Genomic DNA, 25,758 nt, shown 5'->3' with positions numbered 1-25,758 from the left:
GCTCGCCGTGGAGGAGATCGACCGCGCCATCGTCGCCGCGCTGACCGCTGACGGCCGTCTGTCGTACACCGACCTGGCCGAGAAGGTGGGGCTGTCGGTGTCCGCCGTGCACCAGCGGGTGCGCCGGCTGGAGCAGCGCGGGGTGCTCAAGGGGTACGCCGCCCGGGTGTCGTTCGAGGCGCTCGACCTGCCGTTGACCGCGTTCGTGGCGATCCGGCCGTTCGACCCGTCGCAGCCGGACGACGCGCCGGAGCGACTGGCCCACCTGCCGGAGATCGACTCGTGCTACTCGGTGGCGGGGGAGGACTTCTACCTGCTGCTGGTGCGGGTGGCCAGCCCGGCGGATTTGGAGCGGGTGCTGCAGGAGATCCGTACCTCGGCGAACGTGACGACCCGGACGACGGTGGTGCTGTCCACCCCGTACGAGAATCGCCCGCCGAAGATCAGTGCAGCGGCGCCGAGTCGGTCGCGGTCCCGGGCGCCGGAGGAGCCGGCTGGTTCCACCGCAGGATGACCTGTCGGCCGTGCTCGTGACCGAGCGCGCTGACCGTGGCGGTGTCCAGGCGCAGCCGTCCGCCGGCGGATGGGGGCAGCCCGATCCAGCGGGCGCCGAGCACCCGCAGGCTGTGCGCGTGGCCCACCAGCGCCACGGTGCCCCGGTCGAGCAGTGGGGTGACGCGGGTCAGCACGCGGTCGAGCCGGTCACCCACCTGCGCGGGTGACTCCCCGCCGGGGCAGCCGTCGGTCCAGATGTTCCAGTGCGGGTCGTCGTCGTGGATGTCGACGGTGGTGCGGCCCTCGTAGTCGCCGTAGTTCCACTCGCTGAGGTCCTCGTCGACCGCGTCGACGGTGAGCCCGGCCAGCTGCGCGGTGCGCAGCGCCCGGGAGCGGGGGCTGGTCAGGACGGTGACGAAGCGCCGGCCGGCCAGGAACGCGGCGAGGGTGCGGGCCTGTCGCTCGCCGTCGGGGGTCAGCTCCAGATCGGTGTACGAGGTGTGCCGCAGGCTGGCGCTCCAGGTGGTCTCACCGTGCCGGATCAGCAGGAGCTCTCCCATGCGGCCAGTTAACCATCGCGGTGGGGCGGCGAGTGCCGCCCTCCCTCAACCTATCTTCCTAGGACGCCTTACGGGGTGTGCCGACCGACACCGCCGGTTTCGGCACCGGGAGAGCGGGCATGCGAGCCGCGACAACCGCCAGACCGAGGAGGCGCGATGAGCTTCACCGAGAAGGCAAAGAACAAGGTCGAGCAGATGGCCGGCGCCGCGAGAGAGCGCGTCGGCGACATGACCGACAACGAGCGGATGCGTGGCGAGGGCGCCAGCCAGCAGAGCGACGCGCGCGCCAAGCAGGCCGGTCAGAACGTCAAGGACGCGGGACGCAACGTGAAGGACTCCTTCACGAAGTGACCTGAGCGGTCCGCGGGTCCCCGGGTGCGCCGTCGCCCGGGGACCCGTCGTGTGCGCGGCTAGGGTCGTGGGGTGACCGTGCTCCGTTCCCTGGGGTTGTTCGTGCTGGCCGCTCTGGCCGAGATCGGTGGCGCCTGGCTGATCTGGCAGGGTTGGCGGGAGCAGCGCGGCCTGTGGTGGATCGCCGCCGGCGTGGTGGCGTTGGGCTGTTACGGCTTCGTGGCCACGTTCCAGCCGGACGCCAACTTCGGCCGCATCCTGGCCGCGTACGGCGGGGTGTTCGTGGCGGGTTCGTTGGGCTGGGCGATGGTGGTGGACGGGTTCCGCCCGGACCGCTGGGACCTGACCGGCGCGGCGCTGTGCCTGCTCGGCGTCGCGGTCATCATGTACGCCCCGCGCGCGGGTTCCGCCTGACCCGCGCTCGGTGACCTCGCGGGCGGTGTATCACTGGAAGGCGATATACCTCAGAGTCATATTTATACCTCTGAGGTATATCGCTTACCGGAGCGGCACCGCCCAAGCGGGCCTGAGACGCGCGCCCACGAGCCTTCGTGGTGCCACGCGGGGGACAGTGAGGCGCTTTCGTGTCTGCGATGATCTGCGGCGTGATCCGACCTGGGCTTCGCCCGTTTCTTGGCGTACTGGTTGTGGCGGCGATCCTCGGCGGTGCCGGGTGTGAAGCGTCCCGGGTGCCGCCCTCGGATGAGCCGGTCTTCGTCGGCTCGTCCGCCTCGTCGAGCCCATCCACGCCGTCCGTCGCCCCATCGGCCGGTGTCCCGTCTGCGCCGACGGTTGCCTCGGTGCCGGGCGCGACGCCGACCGGGACCAGGGCGCCGGTGGTGGACCACGGGCCGCGGACCGGTAACAAGGTCGCGTTGACCTTCGACGCGGACATGACCGACGCGATGTTGGGCAACCTGCGTGCCGGTCGGGTGAAGTCGTACGCCAACCTGCGCATCCTCGACCTGCTGGAACGGGAGCGGGTCCCGGCTACGTTCTTCCTGACCGGCAAGTGGGTGCAGCGGTATCCGGACGTGACGCGGCGGATCGCCGGTAATCCGCGCTTCGAGTTGGCCAACCACACGTACGGGCACGCGGCGTTCACCGGGGACTGCTACGACCTGCCCTCGAAGCCGGTGAACGAGTTGCGCGGCGACGTGGCAAAGACGTTCGAGGTGATCGAGCCGTACGGGGGTCGGCAGACCCGGTACTTCCGCTTTCCGGGGCTCTGCCACGACGCGGCGGCGCTGGACGCGCTGGCACCGCTGGGCGTGACTGTCGTCGACGGAGACGTGGTGAGCGGTGATCCGTTCGCGACGGCGTGGAAGCCATTGGTGCGTGCGGTGCTGGACCACGTACGGCCGGGGTCGGTGGTGATCATGCACGTGACCGAGGCGAACGCGGCGATGACCGATGAGGCGTTGCCGCACATCCTGGCCGGGCTACGCGAGCGGGGGCTGGTGCCGGCCCCGCTGTCCGAGGTGTTGGCCGGCGCCTGAGACGGCACGGTCCGCGTCGGATTCGACGGCGCGAGTCCGGTGGGGTGTCACGCTTGGGGTCCCACCGGACATGGAGTGAATGTGAGCTCCGGGATAGAGCAAGACGAGGACCGATTCCGGCGGGTGTACGCCGACGATTTCGATTCGCTGCTTGCGTACGCGTTGCGGCGTGTCGCACATGCGGAAGACGCGGCCGACGTGGTCGCGGAGACCTTCCTGGTGGCGTGGCGTCGCCGGCAGGACATTCCGATTGCCGGTGCGACCCGGCTGTGGCTGTACGGGGTCGCCCGGCGGGTGCTGGCCAATCATCACCGTGGTGGTGTTCGCCGGCAGCGCCTCGGTGAGCGATTACGCCAGCAGATTGCCGCGTCGGTGGCCGATCCGGGGAGTGAGGTGCCGGAGCGTCTTGCCGTTCGGGCGGCGTTGGCGGGTCTGGCCGAGGTGGACCGGGAGGTGCTGATGCTCACCGTGTGGGAGGGGCTGCAACCGCATGAGGTGGCCGTGGTGCTGGGGGTGTCTCCTGCGGCGGTCCGGACGCGGCTGTCGCGGGCGCGGACGAGGTTGCGGGGGTTGGTTGGTGACGATCCGGGGCCGCCCGGACATGTACTCGACGTGCTGACCACATCCACCCGCAAGGAGGACTGATGACCACAGAGGAGCGTGTCGACCAGCTGGTTCGGGATGCCGACCCGGGTGGGCTCGGGATGGTGGGGGACCTCGGCGGGGTGAAGCAGGCACTCCTGGAGGACATCCTGTCCGAGTCGTTGGTCCGGCGTAGCGTCGGGATGCCGCCGCGGCGGTTGTGGGTGCGTCGCTTCGCGGGCGTCATGGCGGCGGCGGCCGTGCTCCTGAGCATCGTGCCGGCATCCATAGTGTTACGGGGGCAGTCCGAGGAGGGCGGGGCCTCGCCTATCGCCAGCGCGGACGCGGGGGTCGTCTATTCGGCGGCGGCGATGGCGGTGGCGCAGAGAAACCCGCGGCTGCTGATCGACCGGGTCGGCTGGAAGGTGAGCGGGCTGTCCGAGTTCACCGCCGACTTCGGCACCATCACATTCCGCCAGGGTGGGCGGGAGCTGGAGATGACCTGGTATCCGGAGTCCGGGTATGCGGACCGCCGCACCGACCGGCTCGACGTGGGCCCCCCGAAGTCGGTGCGGGTCGACGGGTGGCCGGCTGACCTGTTCCAGTACTTCGCCGGTGATTATGCGGTGCTGGTGAGTCCGCGCGACGGGCTGTTCGTCGAGATGCGGACGTCGGGCAACTGGTCGCGTAAAGATCTGGATCGGGTTCTCGAGAACATCGTCCGGGTGGATGCGCGGACGTGGTTGGCGGCGCTTCCGGCGGAGATGGTGAGGCCGCCGGGGGAGCGAGCGGTGAAGGTGCTGGCCGGCGTGCCGCTGCCGCCCGGCTTTGATGTCGCCGCGTTCGAGGAGATCGGGTTGGGCGACTCGTTCCATTTCGCGCTGGACGTGACGTCCCGGGTCGGTTGCGCGTGGATCGACCGGTGGCAGCGGGCGACGGCGGGCGGGGACGAGGAGGCGGCACGGCAGGCCGCCGACGCGCTGCGCGGCAGTCACGGCTGGCGGGTGCTGCGGGACATGGATCAGGCCAGTGACTGGCCGGAGGTGTTCTGGAAGTACGCCGACGAGGTCGCGGCGGGGACGTCGCCGACCGGGTACTCCCAGGCCCTGGGCTGCCGGTGACCGGAACGGCGACACCCCGGGGAGTCCCCAGGGTGTCGCCGTCGGTGGGTCAGTCGTCGCGGTGGTCGTTCCACCACTGCTGGCCGCCCTCGGGGAGGGTGTCGATCGGGTCGTAGTAGGCGTAGCGCTTGTTGAGCGCTTCCAGGTCGGCGGACTCGATGGAGGTGCGGTAGTTCTTGGTCCAGTAGGAGATGCCGCGCTCACGGTCGTAGTCGGTGAGCATGTGCACCCAGCGCTTGCCGACGAAGGGCACGTCGCAGACGATCCGTGGGGTGGCGTAGCCGGGCAGGTAGCCCATGATGTCGTGCTGGAGCTGCTGGGCGTGCCAGACCGGGACGCGCCAGTGTTCGGCGTTGGGGATCATGTCGCACATGTAGAAGTAGTACGGCAGGATCCCGGCTTCGCCCTGCAGGGCGAAGCAGAGGTCGAGCAGTTCCGGGGTGGTGGCGTTGACGCCGCGCATGAGGACGCCCTGGTTGCGGACGTCGCGGACGCCGACGTCGAGGGCGGTCTGGGCGGCCTTGGCGACCAGTGGGGTGAGCGACTGGGCGTGGTTGACGTGGGTGTGGATGGCGAGGTTGACGCCGCGGCGGGCGGCGGTGCGGGCGACCCGCTCCAGTCCCTCGACGACGTCGGGTTGCAGCCAGTGCTGGGGCAGGCCCATGAGGGCCTTGGTGGCGAGGCGGATGTCGCGGACCGTCTCCAGTTCCAGCAGGCGCATGAGGTACGACTCGAGGTTGCGCCACGGGACGTTGGCCACGTCGCCGCCGGAGACGACCACGTCGCGTACGCCGGGGTGGGCCTTGAGGTAGGCGATGTGGGCGTCGTAGCGGTCGACGGGCTTGAGGGTGAGCTTCAGCTTGTCGACGGCGGGGGTGGAGTTGCCGACCAGGTCCATGCGGGTGCAGTGGCCGCAGTACTGGGGGCAGGTGGAGAGCAGTTCGGCGAGGACCTTGGTGGGGTAGCGGTGGGTGAGGCCTTCGGCGACCCACATGTCGTGCTCGTGCAGGCTGTCGCGGCTGGCGTAGGGGTGTGAGGGCCAGTCGGTGCGGCGGTCGGAGGCGACCGGGATCATGTAGCGGCGGATGGGGTCCGCGAGCAGCGCCTCGGTGGTCAGCGGCGCGAACGGCACCATCGTGTTGATCATTTGTGGCGGCACCAGCATGGACATGGTGGCCAGGGCCTTCTGGTCGGCCTCGAGGTCGGCGTAGAAGCTGTCGTCGACGAGGTCGCCGAAGACGGCGCGGAGCTGCTTGATGTTCTTGACGCAGTTGACGCGTTGCCACTGGGCGGATTCCCACTGGTCGCGGGTGACGGTGCGCCAGCCGGGGAAGCGGGTCCAGTCGGGTTCGACCAGGGGGCGGCGGTGGTATTCGTACGGCTGCCCGGCGGTCGGTACGGCGACCGGGGCGTGACGGGGTTGCGGGATGGTCTGGGTCACGGCCCCTCCTCGATGGTGCGCGGTGGATCATCGAAGCCCGAAGGCTACTGGAAAATATTCGGTACAGAAACTAGTCTGCCGTAAGTTTTCCCGCTACGCGAGCCTTGACCGGGGCTTCGAGCGGCTGGACAGGGGAGGTCGGCGTGACGTCACCGGTGGGACTGCACCGCGTCGTGGAACCGGCGGGGGTGTTGCCGCAGGCGGCTTGGCGACTGGACGCGTCCGCAGCGATCGCCCCGAGCGAGGTGCGGATCCGGGTGGAGCGGCTGAACCTGGACGCGGCGAGTTTCCGGCAGTTGTCGGAGAAGCACGGCGGCGACGGGGATGCCGTGCGCGCCGAGGTGCTGGAGATCATCTCCAGGCGGGGGAAGATGCAGAATCCGGTGACCGGCTCCGGCGGGATGCTGATCGGCACGGTCGAGGAGGCCGGTCGGCGGTCCCCGCTGGGGCTCAAGGCCGGTGAGCGGGTCGCCACGCTGGTGTCGTTGACGTTGACGCCCCTGGTGATCACCGACGGGCTGGCGCGCTGGGACGGGCGCAGTGAGCAGGTGCCGTGTGACGGGTGGGCGATCCTGTTCGCGCGGTCCATCGCGGCGGTGCTGCCCGACGACGAGGACCCGCAGTTGTCCCTGGCCGTGCTGGACGTGTGCGGGGCGCCCGCGCTGACCGCCCGGGTGGTGTCGCGCTACGTGGAGGATCGTCGGCGCAGTGGTGATCCGACGCCGGTGCGGGTCGCGGTGATCGGCGGGGCCGGCAAGAGCGGGTCGCTGTCTCTGGCGGCGGCGGGACGTGCGGGCGCCGCGCGTACGGTCGGGGTGGTTCCGGTGGCGGCGGAGCGGGACGCGCTGACGGCCGCCGGGCTGGCGTCGGTGGTGGCGGTGGCCGACGCGCGCGACCCGGTGGGGTTGTCCACGGCGGTGACCACGGCGCTGGGCGTGCCGGCGGACGTGACGGTGGTGTGCGTGGACGTGCCGGGGTGTGAGCACGGCGCGGTGCTGGCCACCGCGGACGGCGGCACGGTGATCTTCTTCTCGATGGCGACGAGTTTCTCCGCGGCGGCGTTGGGCGCGGAGGGGTTGGCGGCGGACGTGACGATGCTGGTGGGCAACGGGTACGTGCCGGGGCACGCGGAGCTGGCGTTGGGGCTGTTGCGCGCCGAGCCGGGGGTGCGTCGGCTGTTCGCGGCGCGGATCGCGGCAGACTGAGGTCATGACGAACCCCTCGACGTTGTACCGCGGCGGCGTGCTGCACTGCCCCGCCGACCCGAGCGCGACCGCGCTGGTGGTGTCCGGTGGGCGGATTGCCTGGTTGGGGACCGACGGTGACGCGCCGCCGGCCGACCGGGTGGTGGACCTGGACGGGGCTCTGGTGACGCCGGCGTTCGTCGACGCGCACGTGCACGCCACCGACACCGGGTTGGCGTTGTCCGGGCTGAAGTTGTCCGGGGTGCGCTCGGCGGGGCAGTTGCTCGACGCGGTGGCGGTGTTCGCGGCGGGGTTGCCGGCGGACGCGGTGGTGCTGGGGCACGGCTGGGACGAGTCCGGCTGGTCGGACAAGGCGTTGCCGGACGCGGCGGCGTTGGACCGGGCGGCCGGTGGCCGGCGGGTGTACCTGTCGCAGGCGTCGATCCATTCGGCGGTGGTGTCGTCGGCGTTGCTGGCGGCGTGTCCGCAGGCGGCAGAGGCGCCCGGGTACGACGCGTCGGGCTGGTTGCGGCGCGACGCGCACCATGTGGTGCGGGCGGCTGCGCAGGGGTCGGTGACGCGCTCGCAGCGGGTCGCCGCGCAGCGGGTGGCGCTCGCGCACGCGGCGTCGTTGGGCATCGCGGCGGTGCACGAGTGCGGTGGTCCGGAAGTTTCCGATGAGGAGGACTTCACCGGTCTGCTGGGTATCTCCGGGGCGGGGTTGCCGGAGGTGTACGGGTACTGGGGTGAGCTGGGTGGCGCGGCGCGGGCCCGGGAGTTGGGTGCGGTGGGCGCCGGAGGTGACCTGTTCGCCGACGGGGCGTTGGGTTCGCGTACGGCGCACGTGTCGCAGCCGTACGGCGACGGTGACGACTGCGGGCACGGGTACCTGACGGCCGAGCAGGTGCGTGATCACCTGCTGGACTGCGCGGCGTACGGCATGCAGGGCGGTTTCCACGCGATCGGTGACGCGGCGATCGGCACCGTCCTGGACGGTTTCGCGGCGGCGGCGGAGTCGCTGGGTGTGGAGCGGCTGCGGGCGGCCCGGCACCGCGTCGAGCACGCGGAGATCATGAACAAGTCGATGATCGCGCGGTTCGTGGAGTACGGGATCGTGGCGAGCATGCAGCCGGCGTTCGACCGGTTGTGGGGTGGCGCGGGCCGGATGTACGAGGCGCGGTTGGGTCTTGCGCGGTCGTTGGAGTCGAATCCGATGGGTGCGATGCACTCGGTGGGTGTGGCGTTGGCGTTCGGGTCGGACTCGCCGGTGACGCCGCTGGACCCGTGGGGGTCGGTGCGGGCGGCGGTGGCGCACCACAGCCCGGCGCAGCGGATGAGTGTACGAGCGGCGTTCGCGGCGCACACCCGTGGTGGGTGGCGGGCGGTGCACCTGGACGTCGAGGGTGTGCTGGCGCTGGGTGCGCCGGCGACGTTCGCGGTGTGGTCGACGCCGGCGGGCCTCGAGCGGGGTTTGCCGGTGCTGGTAGCTGAGGACCCGGAGGTGCGGGGTCCGGACGATCCGACGCCGCTGCCGGTGTGCCGGCGGCTGGTGCTGCGCGGTGAGGTCATCTATGAGGAAGGGTCGTCGTGACCGGGAAACTTGACCTTGATCCGGTGTTGGTGGCGCGGGCGCGGGAGTTGGCGCGTCGGGCCGGGCAGCCGGTGGTCGACCTGGCCCGCAGCCACACGACGGTGTCGGTGGAGCGGGCGGTGCTGCGGCTGGCCGGGGTGAGCGGCGCCGACCCGGACGGCATTCCGTGGGTGAACCGGCTCGTCGACGCGGTCGCCGCGGACGTGGGGTTGGGTCACGGGGTGGCGGTGCCGGTGTTCGACGCCCTCGCTCGCGAGGGGATCACGGATGTGACGTTGCTGGCGCAGAAGGCCGCGGCCGGGTCGGTGCGGTTCGCGCTGCCCAGCGGGCGGGCGGCGACGGCGGCCCGGTCGGCGGCGCGCAAGGCGGTCGGCGCGGGTGTCCGGCGGATCGACCGGCGGCGCGCGGAGCGGGACCGGCTCATCAAGCGGCACGGGGACCCGAAGCAGCGGCCGTGGATCTACCTGATCGTGGCGACCGGGGACATCTACGAGGACATTCCGCAGGCGCAGGCGGCGGCGCGCGCCGGCGCGGACGTGATCGCGGTGATCCGGTCGACGGGGCAGTCGCTGCTGGACTACGTGCCCGAGGGCGCGACCCGGGAGGGTTTCGCCGGCACGTACGCCACGCAGGAGAACTTCCGGTTGATGCGCGCGGCGTTGGACGAGTCGTCGAAGGAGTTGGGCCGCTACGTGCGGTTGACGAACTACGCGTCGGGCCTGTGCATGCCGGAGATGGCGACCCTGGCCGGGTTGGAACGGCTCGACATGATGCTCAACGACTCGATGTACGGGATCCTGTTCCGCGACATCAACCCGGTCCGTACGTTCGTCGACCAGCGGTTCTCCCGGCAGGTCCACGCCCGCGCGGGGATCATCATCAACACCGGTGAGGACAACTACCTGACCACCGCCGACGCGGTCGACGAGGCGCACACGGTGACGGTGTCGCAGCTGCTCAACGAGTTCTTCGCGCACGAGGCGGGCCTGGCGGACTGGCAGTTGGGCCTGGGGCACGCGTTTGAGATCAATCCGGAGGTGCCGGAGTCGTTCCGCCTGGAGTTGGCGCACGCGCTGCTGGCGCGGGAGTTGTTCCCGGACGCGCCGCTCAAGTGGATGCCGCCGACGAAGCACATGACCGGTGACGTGTTCCGGGGCAACCTGCTCGACGGGTTCTTCAACCTGGCGGGCGCGCTGACCGGTCAGGGGATCCTGCTGGTGGGGATGATGACCGAGGCGGTGGTGACGCCGTGGCTGTCGGACCGGGACATCGCGCTGCAGAACGTGCGGTACGTCCTCGGCGCCGCCGGTGGGCTGCACGAGGACTTCGTGCCGGCGACGGGCGGGTTCATCCGGCGTCGCGCCAACCAGGTCCTCGGTGAGGCGCTGGACCTGCTGGAGCGCATCGGGGAGCAGACGCTGCTCACGGCGATCGCGGAGGGCACGTTCGGGATCATGAAGCGGCCGGCGGACCGGGGCAAGGGCCTGGACGGGGTCGCCGCGCACGAGGCCGATTACTGCAACCCGGCCACCGACATCCTGGAGGCGGCGTGAGTGAGCGTAGCGAGCGAACCGGCCAGCACAGCAGTCACGCGCTCACGCCGCCGCCGCGAAGCGGCGGCGGCGTGAGTAGGCAGATCGTGCGGCCGTACGGGGACACCACCGGCGACGGGATGGTGCAGGTGTCGTTCACCCTGCCGGTGGCCCACGACAAGCGGGCCGAGGGCGCGGCGGTGCAGTTGGCCAACAAGATGGGCATCGACCCGGCGATGGTGGTGCACGCCAAGCCGATGGGTGGCGAATTCACGTTCTTCGTCGTGTACGGGCGGGTCAACCACCTCGTCGACGTCGACGCGGTGCAGGTGGTGGAACGGGACTTCCCGCTGCTGTCGGCCAAGGAGGTCAACACCGTCGTCAAGCAGCGGCTGCGCCGCAAGCTGTCGGTGGTCGGGGCGTGCATCGGCACGGACGCGCACACCGTGGGCATCGACGCGATCCTCAACGTCAAGGGCATCGCGGGGGAGAAGGGCCTGGAGTACTACCGGGAGTTGAAGGTCACCAACATGGGCGCGCAGGTCAGCGTGCCGGAGCTGGTGGAGGCCGCCCGGGTGGAGAAGGCCGACGCGGTGCTCGTGTCGCAGGTCGTCACCCAACGCGACGCGCACCTGCACAACACGCGGGAGATGTCGGCGGCGTTCCGGGAGGCGATGCCGGCGGGTAAACGGCCCCTGTTGATCGTCGGCGGTCCCCGGTTCGACGAGTCGATGACCGACGAGTTGGGCGTGGACCGGATCTTCGGTCGGGGGACCACGCCCGGCGAGGTGGCCAGCTACCTCGTGCACGCCCTGATCACGCAGCGAAAGGCGATGGCATGACCGACGCAAGGCTCGGGTTGACGGTGACGCACCGGCGGTACGTGCCGTACGCGCACGCCCACTACGCGGGCAACCTCGTCGACGGGGCGTACGCCCTCGGGTTGTTCGGCGATGTCGCCACGGAGGTGTGTATCCGCACGGACGGCGACGAGGGCCTGTTCGCCGGGTACTCCGACGTGCGGTTCAATGCGCCGATCCGGGCCGGTGACGTGGTGGAGGTGACCGCCCAGGTGTCCCGGGTGGGCAGTCGCAGCCGCACCCTGGAGTTGAGTTGCGCGGTGGTGTGTCGGGGTCGCCCGGAGCGCTCCGCGTCCGCCGCCGAGGTTCTGGACCCGCCGATCGTCGCGGTCACGGCGACCGGCACCGTGGTCGTACCCGCCGCCAGAGTGAGTCGCGAGGAGTGAGCCGGGGTTGCGAGCCCCGCAGTCGCGAACAGGGAAGGCCGGTGACCCTGGCGGTCTGCGCGGACGTCGGCTCGACGTACACCAAGGCGGCCGTGGTGGATCTGGCCGCGGGTGTCCTCGTCGGCGCGGCGACCGCGCCCACCACGGTGGGCAGCGACGTGCTGCACGGCTTGGACGCCGCCGTCGCGGCGGCCACCGCGGGGCTCGGGGCGCGCGACGTGCCGTGGTACGTCTGCTCGTCGGCCGGTGGTGGGTTGCGGCTGGCTGTGCTCGGCTACGAGGCGTTGGTGACCGCGCAGGCGGGCCGGCGGGTCGGGCTGTCGGCCGGCGCGCACGTGGTGCACGTGGCGGCCGGTCGGCTCGGCGCCGCCGACCTGACGGCGTTGCGGGCGGCCCGGCCGGACGTGGTGCTGCTGGTGGGCGGCACCGACGGCGGCGACGCCGACACGATCACCCACAACGCCACCCGCCTGGCCCGGGCCCGCTGGCGGGTGCCGGTCGTCCTGGCCGGCAACACCGACGTCCGTGGGGAGCTGACCGGGCTGTTGGCGGCCGCCGGCGTGCCGGTGACCGGGGCGGACAATGTGCTGCCGCGCATCGGGGTGCTCGCCCCGGCGTCCGCGCGCGCGGCGATCCGCGCGGTGTTCCTGCGTCACGTCATCGGCGGCAAACGCCTGTCCAGGGGGACCCGGTTCGCGCGGCTGGTGCGGGCGGCCACGCCCGACGCCGTCCTCACCGGCGTGGAGGTGCTCGCCGACACCATCGGCGGGGACCTCGCCGTCGTCGACGTGGGTGGGGCCACCACCGACGTGTACTCGGTGCTCACGCCCGACGAGCGGGCCACCGGGCCGGGCCGGGAGGTCGCGGGCAGTCTGTGGCGGGCCCGCACCGTCGAGGGCGATCTGGGCATGCGGTGGAGCGCCCCCGGTGTGGTGCGCGCCGCAGCCGAGGAGCGGCTGCTCGCCGCCGGCGAGGCCGACGACCTGACCGGCGCCGCCGACCGGCGGGCCGCCGATCCGGCGTTCCTGGCCGCCGACGACGCCGAGCGGGCCGTGGACGCGCGGATCGCCACGCTCGCGGCGACGGTGGCGCTGCGCCGGCACGCCCGGGGTGCCGCCACGGGCGAGCGGGCTGGGCGGGACCTGCGCGACGTGCGGCTGCTGGTGGGCTCCGGTGGGGTGCTGCGGCACGCGCCCGGCCCCGCGTCCGGGCAGGTCCTGGCGGCAGTCCTGGCCGATCACGCGGGCGGGTGGGCGCTGCCGCGGGCCGCCCGCGCGGTCGTCGACGTCGACTACGTGCTGGCCGCCGGCGGGTTGCTCGCCGAGGAGCACCGGACGGCCGCGGGGGCGCTGCTGCGCCACCATCTGGGCACGCAGTGAGACACGCCGACCCGACACGCCGTGGCGCAACACACGACAGGCCGGGGGTGGGTTGACAGGAGGCGGGGTGCAGCACGTACCGTCTTTGAGTCCTACCACGGGAAGCGGCTGTTGTTCGCTTCGTCCCTTCGTCCGCTGGCCGAGCGACATTTTTCAGCGTCATCGTCGCGGCGGCCAGGTCCAGCGGGCGGGGGTCGGCGGGGCGGCGCGAACCGGTCGCGGTTACCGGTGTACGGGCAGGGTGAGGTGCACGGCCAGTAGACAACGGCCCGGCGGGGGCAGCCAGTCAACCGCCTGGTCGGTCCGAAGGTCGGCGTGCCCCATTCTCGCCGCACCGGCCGGGGAGGGCCTGGGAGCATCGGGGCGCGGCGAAAGCCGCGCCCCGATTTCATCCCCCACCCCACCCCCGCGCCGATCTTGCAGTTTCTGTTGCCGCTGTGGGTGGGAATGCCCCTTGTGTCGGGGCGGAAAGTGCAAGATCGCGGAGCAGGGTCCTCGGTGCGGGGTGATGCGGCCGGCGGGGGTGGCGGCCGGGTAGCCTTCGCCGGGTGATCGAGGTGAAGCAGCGGTGACGACCCTGGACCGCGATGAGAGCCACGCCTCCACGGTGATCAGCGCGTCGGTCGCCGTGGGTCGGCCGCTGCCGCTGCGCGTCGCCGCGCCGATGGCGGTCGCCGCCGGGCTGGCCCTGCTGCTGGCGTTCCCGCCGTACGGGGTGTGGCCCCTCGCGCCGGTCGGCGTGGCGCTGCTGGCCGCCGCCGCGCACCGACGGCGGTTGCGCGCCGGCGCCGGTGTGGGCTTCCTCACCGGGGTGGCGCTGTTCGCGCCGCTGCTGGCCTGGACGAACCTGCACACCGGATACCTGCCGTGGGTGCTGCTGTCGCTGCTGCAGGCCGGCTACCTGGCGCTGCTCGGCGCCGCCACCGCCTGGGTGTCACCGCTGGCCGACCGTGGCCGCTGGGCATGGCCGACGCTGACCGGGCTGCTGTGGGTGGGGCAGGAGGCGCTGCGCGACCGCACACCGTTCGGCGGGTTCCCGTGGGGGCGTCTCGCGTTCACCCAGGGCGACTCGCCGCTGCTGCGTCTGGCCGCCCTCGGCGGCGCGCCGCTGGTCACGTTCGCCGTGGCGGTCGTCGGCGGGCTGCTGGTCACCGCCGGCTGGCACACCTGGGCCACCCGGCGCCCCACCAGCCTCATCGACGCCGACCCGACCGGCGCCCCCGACCCCACCGAGGGCCCCGGTGACACCGACCCGACCGACGGCCCCGGCGACATCGAGACGCCCACTCGGACCGCCGGCAGCCTTTCGACCAGCCGCCCCGGCGAACCGGCCACCCGGCCCAGTGGCGCGCGGCGGTGGGCGCCGGTGGCCGTGCCGGCCGTCACCGCGGTCGCGTTGGCCGGGGCGGGTCTGCTGGTGCCGCTGGCCGCCACCGGGTCGGGCGCGTCCGTCACCGTCGCGATCGTGCAGGGCAACGTGCCGCGCCTCGGGCTGGACTTCAACGCCCAACGCCAGGCGGTCCTCAACAACCACGTCGACGCCACCCTGGAGCTGGCCGCGCGGGTCGCCTCCGGCGCGGAGCGGCAACCCGACGTGGTGGTGTGGCCGGAGAACTCCAGCGACATCGACCCGCTGCGCAATCCCACCGCCGGGGCCCGCATCTCCCAGGCCGCCGACGCGATCCGCGCGCCCATCCTGGTCGGCGCGGTGCTGCTCGGGCCCGGCCCGGGGCAGGTCCGCAACGCGGGCATCCTGTGGCGGCCCGACACCGGCGCGGACATGGCGCAGCTCTACACCAAACGCCATCCCGTGCCGTTCGCCGAGTACGTGCCGCTGCGCGACATCGCCCGCCAGGTCAGCGACAAGGTCGACCTGATCCGCAACGACTTCGTGCCCGGCAGCACCCCGGGCGTGGTACGCGCCGGCCCGGCCGTGCTCGGCGACATCATCTGCTTCGAGGTCGCCTACGACGAGGTGGTCCGCGACACCGTCACCGGCGGCGCGCAGCTGCTGGTGGTGCAGACCAACAACGCCACCTTCGACGAGGCCGAAGCCCGCCAGCAGCTGGCCATGGTGCGGCTGCGGGCGGTGGAGCACGGCCGGCCGGCGTTGATGGCCTCCACGGTCGGGGTGTCCGGGTTCGTCGCCCCCGATGGGCGGGTAAGCGACGCCACCGGGTTCAACACCCGGGAGGTCGTGGTCCGGCAGCTACGGCTCGACAGCGGGCGTACCCTCGCCACCCGCCTCGGCTGGTGGCCGGAGCTGGCTCTCGCCGGGCTGGCCGTGGCCGCCTTGGCCGGCGCGGGCGTGCTGCGCCGACGGCAGCGGGTCATGCCCGGATAGCAACAGCCGGTACGCCGGCGGGAGCGGAGGAACCGTGATCCAGGCGACCGATACGATCCGGCGTCCGGACGAGGTGCCCGGCGTGGGTCGGGTGCTCGTGGTGATCCCCACCTACAACGAGGCCGACAACGTCGCGGCGATCGTGGGGCGGGTCCGGCGGGCCGCCCCCGCCGTGCAGATCCTCATCGCCGACGACAACAGCCCCGACGGCACCGGCGCGATCGCCGACGCGCTCGCCGACGGTGACCGGCAGGTGCAGGTGCTGCACCGCGAGGGCAAGCAGGGCCTCGGCGCCGCGTACCTGGCCGGGTTCGGATGGGCGCGTGAGCGCGGCTACCACGCGGTGGTGGAGATGGACGCCGACGGCTCACACGCCCCGGAGGACCTGCCGGCGTTGCTGGATGCCGCCCGCGACGCCGACGTGGTGATCGGGTCGCGGTGGACCAGCGGCGCGCAGGTGGTGAACTGGCCGCTGCGGCGGCTGCTGTTGTCGCGCTGCGGCAACCTGTACGCGCGCCTCGCGCTGGGCATGCCCGTCTCCGACGCCACCGGCGGCTACCGGGTGTACCGGATCAGCGCCCTGGACGCCATCGACCTGGAGTCGGTGTGCTCGCAGGGTTACTCGTTCCAGGTGGAGTTGTCGCGGCTCGCCCACCGGGCCGGAGTGCGGATCGTGGAGGTGCCGATCACGTTCGCCGAGCGGGAACGCGGCGACAGCAAGATGAGCCCGCGCATCGTCGCCGAGGCGCTGTGGCGGATCACCCGCTGGGGTGTGCAGGACCGGCGCCAAGCCGTACGCCGGGGCCTGCACGGCACCCCCACGGGTCAGGTGCGGTGGCCGTGAGCGCGGCCGTGTCATGCTGGATGTGCGGTACGTGTCGGTGTGCCGCGGGATGGCGATGAGGTGAGATGCGCCGAGGATTGAGGTTCGTGCCGGTCGCCCTGCTGCTGGCGGTGGTGCTGGAGTTGACGGTGTTCGTCCTGGTGGGGCGGGCGGTGGGGTTCGGCGCGGCGGTGCTGCTGGTGTTCGCCGCGTCGCTGCTGGGGCTGGTGCTGCTGCGCCGCGAGGGGATGCGCGCCTGGCGCGGGTTCCGCACCGCCGCGCGGGCCGGGCAGCCACCGGGGCGGCAGGTGACCGACGGGCTCGTCGGGTTGGCCGGCGCGCTGCTGCTGGCGGTGCCCGGTCTTGTCAGCGGTCTGGTCGGGTTGTTGCTGATGGTGCCGCCGGTGCGTCGCCTGGCCCGCGCCGGGGTGCAACGCACCGCCGAGCGGCGGGTGTCGTCGATGGTGGCCGGTGACCTGTTCGGGCCGCGTACGGTGCGGGTGCGCCAGGGTGCGCCGCAGCCGACGCCGCGTCCGGAGCCGGAGCGGCCGGTGGTCGTCGACGGTGGCCGGGCCATCGAGGGTGAGATCGTCGAGCCGGGCCGCAACTGAACGCACGCACACACGACGGCGCCCCCGGGGAAACCCGGGGGCGCCGTGTCGTGCGGGTGGGGCTCAGGCGCGGCCGCGGCGGGTCCGAACCTCCTGGAGGCGTTCGGCGAGGATGTCCTCGAGCTCGGCGATCGAGCGCCGCTCCAGCAGCATGTCCCAGTGGGTACGCGGCGGCTTGGCCTTCTTCTGCTCCGGCTCGCTGCCGTCGACGAGTCGGGCGACGCTGCCGTCGAACTTGCATTCCCAGGTCGTCGGGACCTCGGCGTCGACGGCGAACGGCACCTCGAACTGGTGGCCCTTGGCACAGAGGTACTCGCGGGTCTGACGCGGCGCGAGCTCCGTGTTGCGGTCGGATTCGTAGCTGACCGCGCCCAGGCGGCTTCCGCGCAGCATACGCTCGCCCATGATCGACTTCCCCTCGTTCGTGGTGCTGGTCTTCTGGGTGTAACGGTGCCTTCCCGTCGCCCCATTCCCGCCCGAGGGCGTGAGGCGTCCACGGGTGAGCCGGACCCAAGGGTAGCCGGCCGAGACAGTGACGCCACGGCGGCGGCCTGTCGGGACCGCCACCGGGGATGTTAACCGCCCGGACGCGGTCAAGGTTGCGCCGGCGGTGCACCCGGGTCGGAAGCGCCCGCACCGCCGGGGGCGGCGGCGCCCAGGCGAGCCAGCGCCAACGCCAGGTCGCTGACCTGGTCGCCGAGCTGCGCCACCCGCCGCTGCGCCACGTCACGGTCGGCCTCGGCGGCGTCGAGCCGTACCGTCACGGCGGTGAGCCGGCCCTCGGCGGTGGCCGCGGCCTGCCGGGCGGCGGTCAGGTCGGCGGTGAGCGCGTCGCGCTGCGCGGCCGTGGCGGTCAGTTCCGCGCGCAGCCGGGTGGCCAGCTCGGCGGCCTCCTGCCGGGCGTCGTCGGCTTCGGCGGCGGCGACCTGGGCGCGGTCGCGGGCCCGGTCGGCCTGTTCCCGGGCGCGGGCCGCGTCGGCGGCCTCGGCGCGGGTCCGCGCGGCGTCGGCGCGGGCCTGGTCGATCTGGCGGCGCACGTCCTGCACCTCGGCCTGCCACCGTGCGGCCCGCTCGGTCGCCTCGGCTGCGGCCCGGGTGGCCCGCTCGGCGTCGGTGCGCGCCGCGTCCCGCTCGACGGTCAGGTCGGCCGCGCGCTGGCGCTCGGTGTCGCGCTCGCCCCGCAGGTCACGCACCTCGGCGCGGGCCTGGTCCCGGTCCCGTTCGGCCTGGGCGCGCAGCGCCTCGGCGGCGCTGACGTCGTGCCGCGCCTGATCGCGGGCGGCCTCGGCGCGCTGGGCCCGCTCGTCGGCCGCGGTGGCCTGGCTCGCCGCCTGCTCGGCGCTCCGGCGGGCGTCGTCGGCCTCGGCGCGGGCGGCGCGGGCCTGCTCGCGGGCGCGTGCCGCGTCGGCCGCCGCCGCCTCGGCGTCGTCGCGGGCCTCGTCGCGTTCGGTCTGCGCCGCCGCGATCTCGGTGGCGGCCTCCGCGCGGGCCTGCGCGAGCTGCCGCTGCACACCCCCGGGGGACAGCTCGGCGTGCAACGCCTCGGTCAACGTCTCGACGATCTGGTCGAGACGGTCCACCGCCTCCCAGGTGCGGGCCACCTGACCGGGCAGTCCGGGCGCGTTGCGGTGGCGCATCCGGCTGTTGCGCGAGGCGCGCTGGCAGGCGCCGTCGTTGTCGCGGCAGTACCGAAACGGCCGACCCGCGCCGACACGCTGCGGCACCGGCCGTCCACAGTGGGCGCACGGGCGGGTTTCAGTGGGGGTGAGCGGGGCGTCCATCGAGCGCGAAGTCTAGTGCCGGCCGCTCAGCTCGCGGCCCGGGCGGTCGTGTCCAGGGTGTAGCGGCGTTGCAGCAGCAGCGCGGCGAGCATCGCCGCCGCGGGCAGCAACCCGAAGCCGTAGCGGACCGCCACGAGCGCCGCATCCGGCTGCACCGGCGACTGGCCCGCCGTCGACGCCACGAAACCGCTGACGGCCAGGCACAGGGCGTAGGCGTACGGGCCCAGGGCCGCGCCGGTCGCCTCGGTAGCCGTCCACACGCCGGTGTAGGTACCGGCGCCCGTCGCGCCGGACGCGCGGATGACGTCGGGAAGCATCGAGAACGGCAGCAGCTGCATGCCGGCGAAGGCCACCCCGAGCACCGCCACCGCGGCCACCAGCACCGGCAGGCCGGCCGGGCGGCCCACCGCCAGCACCAGCGACCCGGCGGCGAACGCGCCCTGCGCGCCGAGCAGCGCCCGCTGCTTGCCGACGCGGCGGGCCAGCAGCAGCCACCCCGGGGTGACCAGCAGGGCCGGCGCGACGAACGCGGCCACCAGCACCGTGGTCAGGCCGGGGGCGCGCAGCTCGTACTCGGCGTAGTAGGGCACCCCGGCGAGCACCAGGTGGGTGGTCGTGGACATGGCCAGGTACGCGGCGACCAGCCAGCGGAACTGCGCGTCGCGCAGGGCGGTGCGCAGCGCCCGCCACCCGCCGTGCCCCGCCGTCGTGGCCCCCGCCGCGGCGCCGCGCAGCCGGGCGGTGCCGGCGACGCCGACGAGCATGGCGGCCAGCATCCCGACGGCCAGGACCACGCCCATCCGCTGGTAGCCGCCGCGGCTCGCCGCGTCGCCGCCGGTCAGCAGCGGGGCCACCAACCCGGAGGCCAGGATGCCGAGGGTCAGCACCACCATCCGGAACGCCATCAGCCGGGTGCGTTCGTCGTAGCCGATGCGCAGGTCGGCCGGGGTGGCCAGGTAGGGGACCTGGTAGGCGGCGAAGAGCAGGTTGCCGGCGACGAAGAACACCGCCACCCACGCGGCGGCCGGCGCTCCGGTCAGGCCGCCGGGCACCGCGAAGAGCGCGGCGAACGCCACCGGCAGGGCGCAACCGAGCAGCAGCAGCCGACGCCTGTCGCCCCGGCGGGCCTGCTCGACGTCGGCGCGGTGCCCCACCCACGGGTGTAGCAGCACGTCGGCGATCTTCGGCAGCAGCAGCGCGAGACCCGCCAGCCACGGTCCGACGGCCAGCACGTCGGTGAGGAAGTAGAGCAGCAGCAGGCCGGGCACGGTCACCCAGACACCCATGCCGAGCGATCCGGCCGCGAAGCCGGCCAGGGGGCCGCGGGGCAGTGTCGCGTCGGTGGCGGCCACGGGCCGCCGGTCGAGCCCGGTCATCGCCGCACCCTCTCCACAATCCAACAGTTGCTGGATTCTAGGGGCACAATGGCGGCCATGACCATGCCCCGACGCCGCCCGGGTCGGCCCCGGCGCGACGAGACCCGACCGACGCGCGAGGTGGTGCTCACCGCCGCCACCGCGCTGTTCGCCGAACGCGGCTTCGACGCCGTCGGGCTGCGGGAGGTCGCCGCCGCCGCCGGGGTGGACGTCGCCACGGTCGCCCACCACACGGGTACGAAGGCGGCCCTCTACGAGGCGTGCTTCGCGCGGGTGTTCGCCGTCGAGCGGGAGGTCCTCACCGCCGCCGCCGAGCGGGCCCGGGCCGCCCTCGACGCCGGCCCGGACGCGGCGCGGCGAGCGCTGCACGACCTGGTCGACGTGTTCGTGGACTTCCTGCAGGACCACCCCGAGACCACCGCGCTGTGGCTGCGGCGCTGGTTGGAGCCGCAGCGGCACGCCGAGCTGGACCAGCGCTACGCCGAGCCGCTCTACCGGCTGGTGGCGGAGTTGCTGACCGCCGCGGCGGCGGCCGGCGCGCTGGCCGAGCCGACCCCGCACATCACCGTGCGCAGCCTGGTCTGGGCGACACACGGGCACGTCGTGGCGTTGGCGGCGGGCACGCCGGGCGCCCGGGAGCGGCGCGAGTTCCGGGCGTTCGTGCACCGCCTCCTGGACGGGCTCTACGGACCGCCGGGCCCTTGACGAGCCGCCGCCACCCGACGATTATCCATCGGACGTTGGATTAATGGGGGCAGCGATGCAGGCACCACCCAGGGTTGCGGTGATCGGCGCCGGCGCGGCCGGGCTCGCCGCCGTCAAGGCACTGCGCGACGCGGCCGTCGCGGTGGTCTGCTTCGAGGCGGGCGACCAGGTCGGCGGCCTCTGGGTGTACGGGGCCCCCGACTCGCCCGCGTACCGCACGCTGCACCTGAACACCAGCCGTGGCCGCACCGAGTTCGCCGACCACCCGATGCCCGCCGACTGGCCCGACTACCCGGACCACACACGCGTCGCCGGCTACCTGGCCGACTACGCCGACCGGTTCGGGCTGCGCGACGCGATTCGTCTGCGGCACACCGTCGAGCGGGTCACCCGGCGACCCGACGGCGCTTGGACGGTCGCTGCGGCCGGGCCGGACGGACGGGTCGAGGTCACCGTCGAGGCCGTCGTCGTCGCCAACGGTCACAACCGGGTGCCACGGCTGCCCGACCCGCCGTACCCCGGCACCAGCACCGCCGAGCAGATCCACAGTCACGACTACCGTGGCCCCGAGCAGTTGGCCGGCCGGCGCGTCCTGGTCGTCGGCGGCGGCAACTCGGCGATGGACATCGCGGTGGACGCCTCGTACGTCGCCGAGCGGACCCTGCTGTCGCTGCGCCGGGGCGTCTGGGTGGTGCCCAAGTACCTGCTGGGCCGCCCGTCGGACACCCTCAACGGCGCGCTGGCCCGCCGGCTGCCGTGGCGGCTGCGCCAGCGCCTCAGCCAGACGATGCTCGCCACCGCCGTCGGCAGCCCCGCCCGCTACGGGCTTCCCGCGCCGACGCACGGCTTCCTGCAGGACCATCCGACGCTTTCCGACGGGCTGCTGTCCCGGCTGACCCACGGCGACATCGAGGCCCGCCCCGGCGTCGCCGCCCTCGACGGCGGCCGGGTCGAGTTCACCGACGGCCGCGCCGACGTCGTCGACCTGATCGTCTGGTGCACCGGGTACCGGGTGGAGATCGGATTTCTCGACCCCGAACTGCTCGGCGGCGGCGCCGACACCCTGCCGCTGTACCGGCACGTGTTCCACCCCGAAGCCCCCGGCCTGATGTTCGTCGGGCTGATGCAGTCCACCGGCTCGGCGTTCCCGCTGGTCGAGGCGCAGGCCAAGCTGATCGCCGCGCAGCTCGCCGGCCGGTGCACGCTGCCCGACCCGGCCCGGCAGCGGGCCGCCTGCCGCGCCGAGCTGCGGGCGGCGACGGCCCGCTGGGGTCAGCGCCGACCGGCGATGCGGGTGGACTTCGACGCCTACCTGGTCGAGCTGACCCGGGAACTGAGCGCGGGCGCCCGTCGCGCCACGGCGGCCGGAGCGGGCCGGTGACGCACCTGATCGGCAGGCGGGTCCTCGTCACCGGCGCGAGCGGCACCTTCGGCCGGCACCTCGGTGCCGCGCTGCACGCCGCGGGCGCCCGGGTGGTCGGACTGGACCTGCACGCGCGACCCGACGTCGTCCTCCCGGTGCTCGGCTGCGACCTGACCGACCCGGCGGCCGTGCCGACGGCCGTACGGGCCGCCGTCGACCACCTCGGCGGCCTCGACCTGCTGATCAACAACGCCGGGGTCGGCGGCCCCGCGCCGGCCGAGCTGCCGCCCGACGAGGTGGTCCGCCAGCAGTTGGAGGTCAACCTGCTCGCCGCCTGGCGGACCACCGCCGCCGCGCTGCCCCCGCTGCTCACCGCACGCGGCCGGGTGATCTTCGTGGCCAGCCGGATGGCGGTGCTGCCGCTGCCGCTGGCCGCCGCGTACGGGGTCAGCAAGCGGGCCCTCGTCGCGTACGCCGACGCGCTGCGCCACGAGGTGGGCACCCACGTCGGGGTGAGCGTCGTCTACCCGAGCATGGTGGCCTCCCCGATCCACGACAGCACCGCCGAGGCCGGCCTGTCCCTGCGGGGAGTGTCCCGCCCCGAGCCCGTCGAGGGTGTCGTCGCGGCGATCCTGCGCGCGGCCACGGCCCGGCGGGCGCCCCGGGACGTGGCGACCACCCGGCGCGGCCGGCTGGAGATGGCCGTCGGCCGGCACGCGCCCGCGCTGGCCGACCGGCTGGTACGTCGTACCCTCGCCGCCCGGCTCGCCGCCGGTGACCTGGACGCCGCGCCGCTGGCCGCGGCGATGCTCCGCCGCCACCGGGGGCGGTGACCGCCGGGTCAGGGCGCGGCGACCGCCGCGCGGGACCGGTCGGTGGCGATGCGAACGGCCAGCGCGGCCAGGGCCGTCCCGGTCACCCACCGCTGCACCCGCAGCCACACCGGCCGGCGGGCGAAGAACCCGGCCAGCGCCCCGGCGCTGAGCACGATCAACGCGTTGACGCTCAGCGCGACGGCGATCTGGGTCAGGCCCAGCAGCAGGCTCTGCGCGGCCACGTGCCCCCGCGCCGGGTCGACGAACTGCGGCAGCAGCGACACGTACAGGATGGCGATCTTCGGGTTCAACAGGTTGGTGACCAGGCCCATCGTGAACAGTCGCCGCGGCGGGTCCGGTGGTAGCGGCGCGGGCGTGAACGGTGACCCGCCGCCCGGGCGCAGCGTGCGCCACGCCAGCCACAGCAGGTAGCCGGCGCCGGCCAGCTTCACCACCGCGTACAGCGTCGGGACCAGGACGAACACGGCGGCCAGGCCGGCGACCGCGGTGGCCAGGTAGACGCCGAACCCGGCGGCCACCCCGAGCAATGAGATCAGCCCGGCGCGGCGGCCCTGCGCCACCGAACGGGAGACCAGGTAGACCATGTTCGGGCCGGGCGTGAGCACCAGCCCCAACGCCACCAGCACGATACCCAGCAGCGCACCCGCGCCGATCATGGCGTTGCCCCCGTTCGCCGTCGCCTGGCTCGAACCTAGACCGGCCGGCCACGCCGGCGAAGGACCACCCGGTCGATGGTGGCTTGAAATTCCGTCACGCGGGCGGAAACCACCGCGCCGGGAATGGCCACCGGCGTGGACGCGCTGACCCGTGACGAGTGTGTCGCCGGCCGGAGGCGGCGCGTTACGGTGACCAGGGGAGGTGCCGCAGGGTGACCGAGGCGTGGGACGCGGCCGTGGAGGCGCAGATCCGGGGAGCCGTGCAACGCGGGGAGTTCGACAACCTGCCCGGCATGGGCAAGCCGATCCCTGGGCGCGGAATGCCGTACGACGAGTCGTGGTGGATCAAGAGTTTCCTGGAGCGCGAGAGGCTGCCCAGCGACCTGCTGCTGCCCACGCCGCTGCAACTGCGCCGGCGCATCGAGCAGGTCCGCGACGAGGTCCGCGACCTGCCCACCGAGCAGTCCGTGCGGGACTTCGTCGGGCAGCTCAACACGCAGATCGTCGCCTGGCTGCGCAACCCCGACGGTCCCCGGGTGGCCGTCCGGCCGGTGAACGCCGACGAGGTCGTCCGTCGCTGGCGTGCCGAGCGCGACCGGCCCGAGGGCGCCGTCGAGCCGGCCACGGCCACCGGGCCGGGCCGCCGCGCCCACCGGGGCTGGTGGCTGCGCTGGCGCCGTCGGGGCTGACCCCCGCAGGCCGTCGGCGGTTCGAACGGCTCCGAACGGTCCCGAACACCTGGTCCCGTCCCCGAACACCGCCGCGTCGCTACGGTCTGGACCGAGCGACCTGAGCGCAGGCGCGGGGACGGGACGGGGGCGACGTGACCGAACGCGCCGCGACGTACGCCGAGGTGTTCGCGGTGCGCGAGTACCGCCACCTGTTCGCGGCGTACCTGCTGTCCCTGGCCGGCGACCAGCTCACGGCCGTCACCGTGGCGTACCTCGTCTACACCGCGACCGGCTCGGCGGCCCTGGCAGCCGCCGCGTACGCCAGTTCCTATCTGGCCTGGCTGACCGGCGGGCCGCTGCTGACCGGCCTCGCCGACCGGTTCCCCCGGCGGCGGATCCTGATCGTGTGCGACCTGGCCCGCGCGGCGCTCGTTCCCGTGGCGGCGCTGCCGGCGCTTCCCGCGCCCGCCCTGGTGGCGCTACTCTTCGCGGTCAACCTGATGCGGCCGCCGTTCGTGGCCGCGCGGGCGGCGTTGCTGCCCGACGTGCTCGACGGCGACCGTTACGCGGTGGCCAACGGCGTGGACAACATCTCCGCCCAGGTCGTGCAGGTGGTCGGTTTCGCCGTCGGCGGGAGTCTGGTGGCGCTGCTGTCGCTGCGCGGCGCGCTGCTGGTGGACGCCGGCACGTTCCTCGTCTCCGCGCTGCTGATCGCCCTGGGCGTGCGGGCCCGCCCCGCGCCCCGAGCACCGCTGAGCCCGACCCGCCGCGGCTGGGCGAGCGGCCTGCGGGTGATCGTCGCGGACCCCCGGCTGCGCGCCTACGTCCTCGTCCTGTGGACGGCCAGCGCCTTCACCTACGCCGCCGAGGGGTTGATGGCGCCGCTGGCCCGGCAGTACGGCGGCGGCGCCGCCACGGTGGGGCTGTTGCTGGCGGCCGCGCCGACGGGAATGGCCCTCGGTGGGGTCGCCCTCACCCGGCTCTGCCCGCCGGCGGCCCGATCGCGACTGATCCTTCCCCTGGCCGCGCTGGCGGCCGGGGTGCTGACGGCGGCGTGGCTCGTCCCGGCGCTGTGGGTGATGCTCCTGCTGTTGGGGCTCGCCGGCGCCGCGAGCGCCTTCGCCATTCCCCTGAACGCGCTGTTCGGGCGGGCAGTGCCGGCCCAGTACCGGGGACGCGCGTTCGGGGTGGCCATCACCGGCCTGAGTGGGTTGCAGGGCGCGGCGATGGTCCTGGCGGGTCTGGCGGCCGACCGTTGGCCGGCCACCACGGTGATCGGGTTCAGCGGCCTGACGGGCGCGGTGGCCGTCCTCGCCCTCGGACCGCTGTGGCGGCGTGCCACCGCGCCGGTGACGTTCGAGGACCCCGTCGAACAAGGCCGAACGACTCCGAACGCCGACAGCCCTACCGCCGACGTGGGCGGCGGCCGACGCTGAGGTCACCGGGCGGGCACGGGGCCGCCTCCAGGGGAGAGGAGAAGCGCATGCGCAGCGTCGGCACGCGCGGCATCAGCTGGACCTGACGGTGACGCTCCACCACGTCGACGTCCCTCCGGACCGCACCTGACCGCGGGAGGACGCCGACGGCTCTGTACGAGGGGAGGTGGGGGCG

The 25,758-nt window shown here is 73.5% G+C and carries 26 protein-coding genes; 20 read left to right on the top strand and 6 right to left on the bottom strand.

Annotation, left to right across the window (positions count from 1 at the left end; all coding sequences use genetic code 11):
• Positions 1–7: 7 nt before the first annotated feature.
• Positions 8–514, top strand: a complete 507-nt coding sequence (locus tag OG505_RS10630) for an Lrp/AsnC family transcriptional regulator (protein WP_405432884.1) — start codon at positions 8–10, stop codon at positions 512–514.
• Here OG505_RS10630 and OG505_RS10625 read toward each other — a convergent pair.
• Positions 444–1,055 carry a histidine phosphatase family protein gene (locus OG505_RS10625; protein ID WP_405432883.1) on the bottom strand — a complete coding sequence of 204 codons (612 nt, stop codon included), beginning with the start codon at positions 1,053–1,055 and terminating at the stop codon, positions 444–446. The genes OG505_RS10630 and OG505_RS10625 overlap by 71 nt on opposite strands.
• 156 nt (positions 1,056–1,211) lie before the next feature.
• On the opposite strand from OG505_RS10625, the gene OG505_RS10620 reads away from it, so the two are divergent.
• The 5 genes from OG505_RS10620 (at position 1,212) to OG505_RS10600 (ending at position 4,608) form a co-directional block, all read left to right on the top strand.
• A complete protein-coding gene (locus OG505_RS10620) occupies positions 1,212–1,406 on the top strand; it encodes a CsbD family protein (RefSeq protein ID WP_088989634.1) in 195 nt (64 codons plus the stop codon).
• Between the two features lie 72 nt (positions 1,407–1,478).
• Positions 1,479–1,820 (top strand): YnfA family protein, encoded by a 342-nt coding sequence (locus tag OG505_RS10615; protein WP_405432880.1) that lies wholly within the window; start codon positions 1,479–1,481, stop codon positions 1,818–1,820.
• Positions 1,821–2,206: 386 nt separating this feature from the next.
• The gene (locus tag OG505_RS10610; RefSeq protein WP_405432879.1) at positions 2,207–2,905 is read left to right on the top strand and encodes a polysaccharide deacetylase family protein; all 699 of its coding nucleotides are present in this window, start codon (positions 2,207–2,209) and stop codon (positions 2,903–2,905) included.
• 123 nt (positions 2,906–3,028) lie between these two features.
• Positions 3,029–3,550, top strand: a complete 522-nt coding sequence (locus tag OG505_RS10605) for an RNA polymerase sigma factor (protein ID WP_405432877.1) — start codon at positions 3,029–3,031, stop codon at positions 3,548–3,550.
• Positions 3,550–4,608 carry a hypothetical protein gene (locus OG505_RS10600; RefSeq protein WP_405432876.1) on the top strand — a complete coding sequence of 353 codons (1,059 nt, stop codon included), beginning with the start codon at positions 3,550–3,552 and terminating at the stop codon, positions 4,606–4,608. The genes OG505_RS10605 and OG505_RS10600 overlap by 1 nt, the downstream gene beginning before the upstream one ends.
• A gap of 49 nt (positions 4,609–4,657) precedes the next feature.
• Here OG505_RS10600 and OG505_RS10595 read toward each other — a convergent pair whose 3' ends face one another.
• Positions 4,658–6,049 (bottom strand): KamA family radical SAM protein, encoded by a 1,392-nt coding sequence (locus OG505_RS10595; RefSeq protein ID WP_405432874.1) that lies wholly within the window; start codon positions 6,047–6,049, stop codon positions 4,658–4,660.
• 155 nt (positions 6,050–6,204) lie between these two features.
• On the opposite strand from OG505_RS10595, the gene OG505_RS10590 reads away from it, so the two are divergent.
• The 9 genes from OG505_RS10590 to OG505_RS10550 all read left to right on the top strand — a co-directional run bounded on the left by OG505_RS10590 (position 6,205) and on the right by OG505_RS10550 (position 16,759).
• Complete coding sequence (locus OG505_RS10590) at positions 6,205–7,254, top strand: zinc-binding alcohol dehydrogenase (RefSeq protein WP_405434453.1); 1,050 nt, start codon at positions 6,205–6,207, stop codon at positions 7,252–7,254.
• 4 nt (positions 7,255–7,258) lie between these two features.
• Positions 7,259–8,824 carry an amidohydrolase gene (locus OG505_RS10585; protein ID WP_405432872.1) on the top strand — a complete coding sequence of 522 codons (1,566 nt, stop codon included), beginning with the start codon at positions 7,259–7,261 and terminating at the stop codon, positions 8,822–8,824.
• On the top strand, positions 8,821–10,377 hold the full coding sequence (locus OG505_RS10580; RefSeq protein ID WP_405432871.1) for a lysine 5,6-aminomutase subunit alpha: 1,557 nt from the start codon (positions 8,821–8,823) through the stop codon (positions 10,375–10,377). Before OG505_RS10585 ends, OG505_RS10580 begins: the two co-directional genes overlap by 4 nt.
• 71 nt (positions 10,378–10,448) lie before the next feature.
• Positions 10,449–11,198 (top strand): OAM dimerization domain-containing protein, encoded by a 750-nt coding sequence (locus tag OG505_RS10575; protein WP_405434451.1) that lies wholly within the window; start codon positions 10,449–10,451, stop codon positions 11,196–11,198.
• The gene (locus OG505_RS10570) at positions 11,195–11,602 is read left to right on the top strand and encodes a hotdog domain-containing protein (RefSeq protein WP_405432870.1); all 408 of its coding nucleotides are present in this window, start codon (positions 11,195–11,197) and stop codon (positions 11,600–11,602) included. Before OG505_RS10575 ends, OG505_RS10570 begins: the two co-directional genes overlap by 4 nt.
• Positions 11,603–11,643: 41 nt before the next feature.
• Positions 11,644–12,981: a glutamate mutase L gene (locus OG505_RS10565; protein WP_405432869.1), complete on the top strand. Its 1,338-nt coding sequence runs from the start codon at positions 11,644–11,646 to the stop codon at positions 12,979–12,981.
• Positions 12,982–13,558: 577 nt separating this feature from the next.
• A complete protein-coding gene (lnt, locus tag OG505_RS10560) occupies positions 13,559–15,325 on the top strand; it encodes an apolipoprotein N-acyltransferase (RefSeq protein ID WP_405434449.1) in 1,767 nt (588 codons plus the stop codon).
• Positions 15,326–15,359: 34 nt separating this feature from the next.
• A complete protein-coding gene (locus OG505_RS10555; RefSeq protein ID WP_405432868.1) occupies positions 15,360–16,169 on the top strand; it encodes a polyprenol monophosphomannose synthase in 810 nt (269 codons plus the stop codon).
• Positions 16,170–16,234: 65 nt separating this feature from the next.
• On the top strand, positions 16,235–16,759 hold the full coding sequence (locus tag OG505_RS10550; RefSeq protein WP_405432867.1) for an FxsA family protein: 525 nt from the start codon (positions 16,235–16,237) through the stop codon (positions 16,757–16,759).
• Between the two features lie 63 nt (positions 16,760–16,822).
• On the opposite strand, the gene OG505_RS10545 is transcribed toward OG505_RS10550, so the two are convergent.
• From OG505_RS10545 to OG505_RS10535, 3 genes are all read right to left on the bottom strand, one after another.
• Positions 16,823–17,164 (bottom strand): RNA polymerase-binding protein RbpA, encoded by a 342-nt coding sequence (locus OG505_RS10545; RefSeq protein ID WP_046564157.1) that lies wholly within the window; start codon positions 17,162–17,164, stop codon positions 16,823–16,825.
• A gap of 188 nt (positions 17,165–17,352) precedes the next feature.
• Entirely contained in the window at positions 17,353–18,540 is a 1,188-nt protein-coding gene (locus OG505_RS10540; RefSeq protein WP_405432866.1) for a hypothetical protein, read from the bottom strand.
• 26 nt (positions 18,541–18,566) lie between these two features.
• The gene (locus tag OG505_RS10535; protein WP_405432865.1) at positions 18,567–19,916 is read right to left on the bottom strand and encodes an MFS transporter; all 1,350 of its coding nucleotides are present in this window, start codon (positions 19,914–19,916) and stop codon (positions 18,567–18,569) included.
• 57 nt (positions 19,917–19,973) lie between these two features.
• On the opposite strand from OG505_RS10535, the gene OG505_RS10530 reads away from it, so the two are divergent.
• Genes OG505_RS10530 through OG505_RS10520 form a run of 3 tightly spaced genes read left to right on the top strand, consistent with a single transcriptional unit; the run spans position 19,974 to position 22,817 of the window.
• Positions 19,974–20,621, top strand: a complete 648-nt coding sequence (locus tag OG505_RS10530; RefSeq protein ID WP_405432864.1) for a TetR/AcrR family transcriptional regulator — start codon at positions 19,974–19,976, stop codon at positions 20,619–20,621.
• 55 nt (positions 20,622–20,676) lie between these two features.
• Entirely contained in the window at positions 20,677–22,002 is a 1,326-nt protein-coding gene (locus OG505_RS10525; protein WP_405432863.1) for a flavin-containing monooxygenase, read from the top strand.
• The gene (locus tag OG505_RS10520) at positions 21,999–22,817 is read left to right on the top strand and encodes an SDR family NAD(P)-dependent oxidoreductase (RefSeq protein ID WP_405432862.1); all 819 of its coding nucleotides are present in this window, start codon (positions 21,999–22,001) and stop codon (positions 22,815–22,817) included. Before OG505_RS10525 ends, OG505_RS10520 begins: the two co-directional genes overlap by 4 nt.
• 8 nt (positions 22,818–22,825) lie before the next feature.
• Here the strand turns inward: OG505_RS10520 and OG505_RS10515 are convergent, their stop codons facing one another.
• Positions 22,826–23,476 carry a LysE family translocator gene (locus OG505_RS10515; protein ID WP_405432861.1) on the bottom strand — a complete coding sequence of 217 codons (651 nt, stop codon included), beginning with the start codon at positions 23,474–23,476 and terminating at the stop codon, positions 22,826–22,828.
• A gap of 212 nt (positions 23,477–23,688) precedes the next feature.
• Here OG505_RS10515 and OG505_RS10510 point away from each other — a divergent pair, with 212 nt between their 5' ends.
• Positions 23,689–24,165: a DUF1992 domain-containing protein gene (locus OG505_RS10510; protein ID WP_405432860.1), complete on the top strand. Its 477-nt coding sequence runs from the start codon at positions 23,689–23,691 to the stop codon at positions 24,163–24,165.
• Positions 24,166–24,299: 134 nt separating this feature from the next.
• Positions 24,300–25,583, top strand: coding sequence for an MFS transporter (locus OG505_RS10505; RefSeq protein ID WP_405432859.1), 1,284 nt, complete (start codon positions 24,300–24,302; stop codon positions 25,581–25,583).
• Positions 25,584–25,758 lie beyond the last annotated feature (175 nt).

It is taken from the genome of Micromonospora sp. NBC_00617 (genome assembly GCF_045161355.1).
GTDB lineage: Bacteria > Actinomycetota > Actinomycetes > Mycobacteriales > Micromonosporaceae > Micromonospora.
Note: the sequence above shows the minus strand (reverse complement) of the source record. Positions and strands in the feature narration are given on the sequence as shown.

What these genes read in the sequence shown, in the direction of transcription:
- OG505_RS10525 (WP_405432863.1), top strand. Translation starts at nt 20,677, where the DNA reads ATGCAGGCACCACCCAGGGTTGCGGTGATCGGCGCCGGCGCGGCCGGG.
- OG505_RS10600 (WP_405432876.1), top strand. Translation starts at nt 3,550, where the DNA reads ATGACCACAGAGGAGCGTGTCGACCAGCTGGTTCGGGATGCCGACCCG.
- OG505_RS10545 (WP_046564157.1), bottom strand. Translation starts at nt 17,164, where the DNA reads ATGGGCGAGCGTATGCTGCGCGGAAGCCGCCTGGGCGCGGTCAGCTAC.
- OG505_RS10535 (WP_405432865.1), bottom strand. Translation starts at nt 19,916, where the DNA reads ATGACCGGGCTCGACCGGCGGCCCGTGGCCGCCACCGACGCGACACTG.
- OG505_RS10620 (WP_088989634.1), top strand. Translation starts at nt 1,212, where the DNA reads ATGAGCTTCACCGAGAAGGCAAAGAACAAGGTCGAGCAGATGGCCGGC.
- OG505_RS10540 (WP_405432866.1), bottom strand. Translation starts at nt 18,540, where the DNA reads ATGGACGCCCCGCTCACCCCCACTGAAACCCGCCCGTGCGCCCACTGT.
- OG505_RS10585 (WP_405432872.1), top strand. Translation starts at nt 7,259, where the DNA reads ATGACGAACCCCTCGACGTTGTACCGCGGCGGCGTGCTGCACTGCCCC.
- OG505_RS10570 (WP_405432870.1), top strand. Translation starts at nt 11,195, where the DNA reads ATGACCGACGCAAGGCTCGGGTTGACGGTGACGCACCGGCGGTACGTG.
- OG505_RS10515 (WP_405432861.1), bottom strand. Translation starts at nt 23,476, where the DNA reads ATGATCGGCGCGGGTGCGCTGCTGGGTATCGTGCTGGTGGCGTTGGGG.
- OG505_RS10550 (WP_405432867.1), top strand. Translation starts at nt 16,235, where the DNA reads ATGCGCCGAGGATTGAGGTTCGTGCCGGTCGCCCTGCTGCTGGCGGTG.
- OG505_RS10625 (WP_405432883.1), bottom strand. Translation starts at nt 1,055, where the DNA reads ATGGGAGAGCTCCTGCTGATCCGGCACGGTGAGACCACCTGGAGCGCC.
- OG505_RS10530 (WP_405432864.1), top strand. Translation starts at nt 19,974, where the DNA reads ATGACCATGCCCCGACGCCGCCCGGGTCGGCCCCGGCGCGACGAGACC.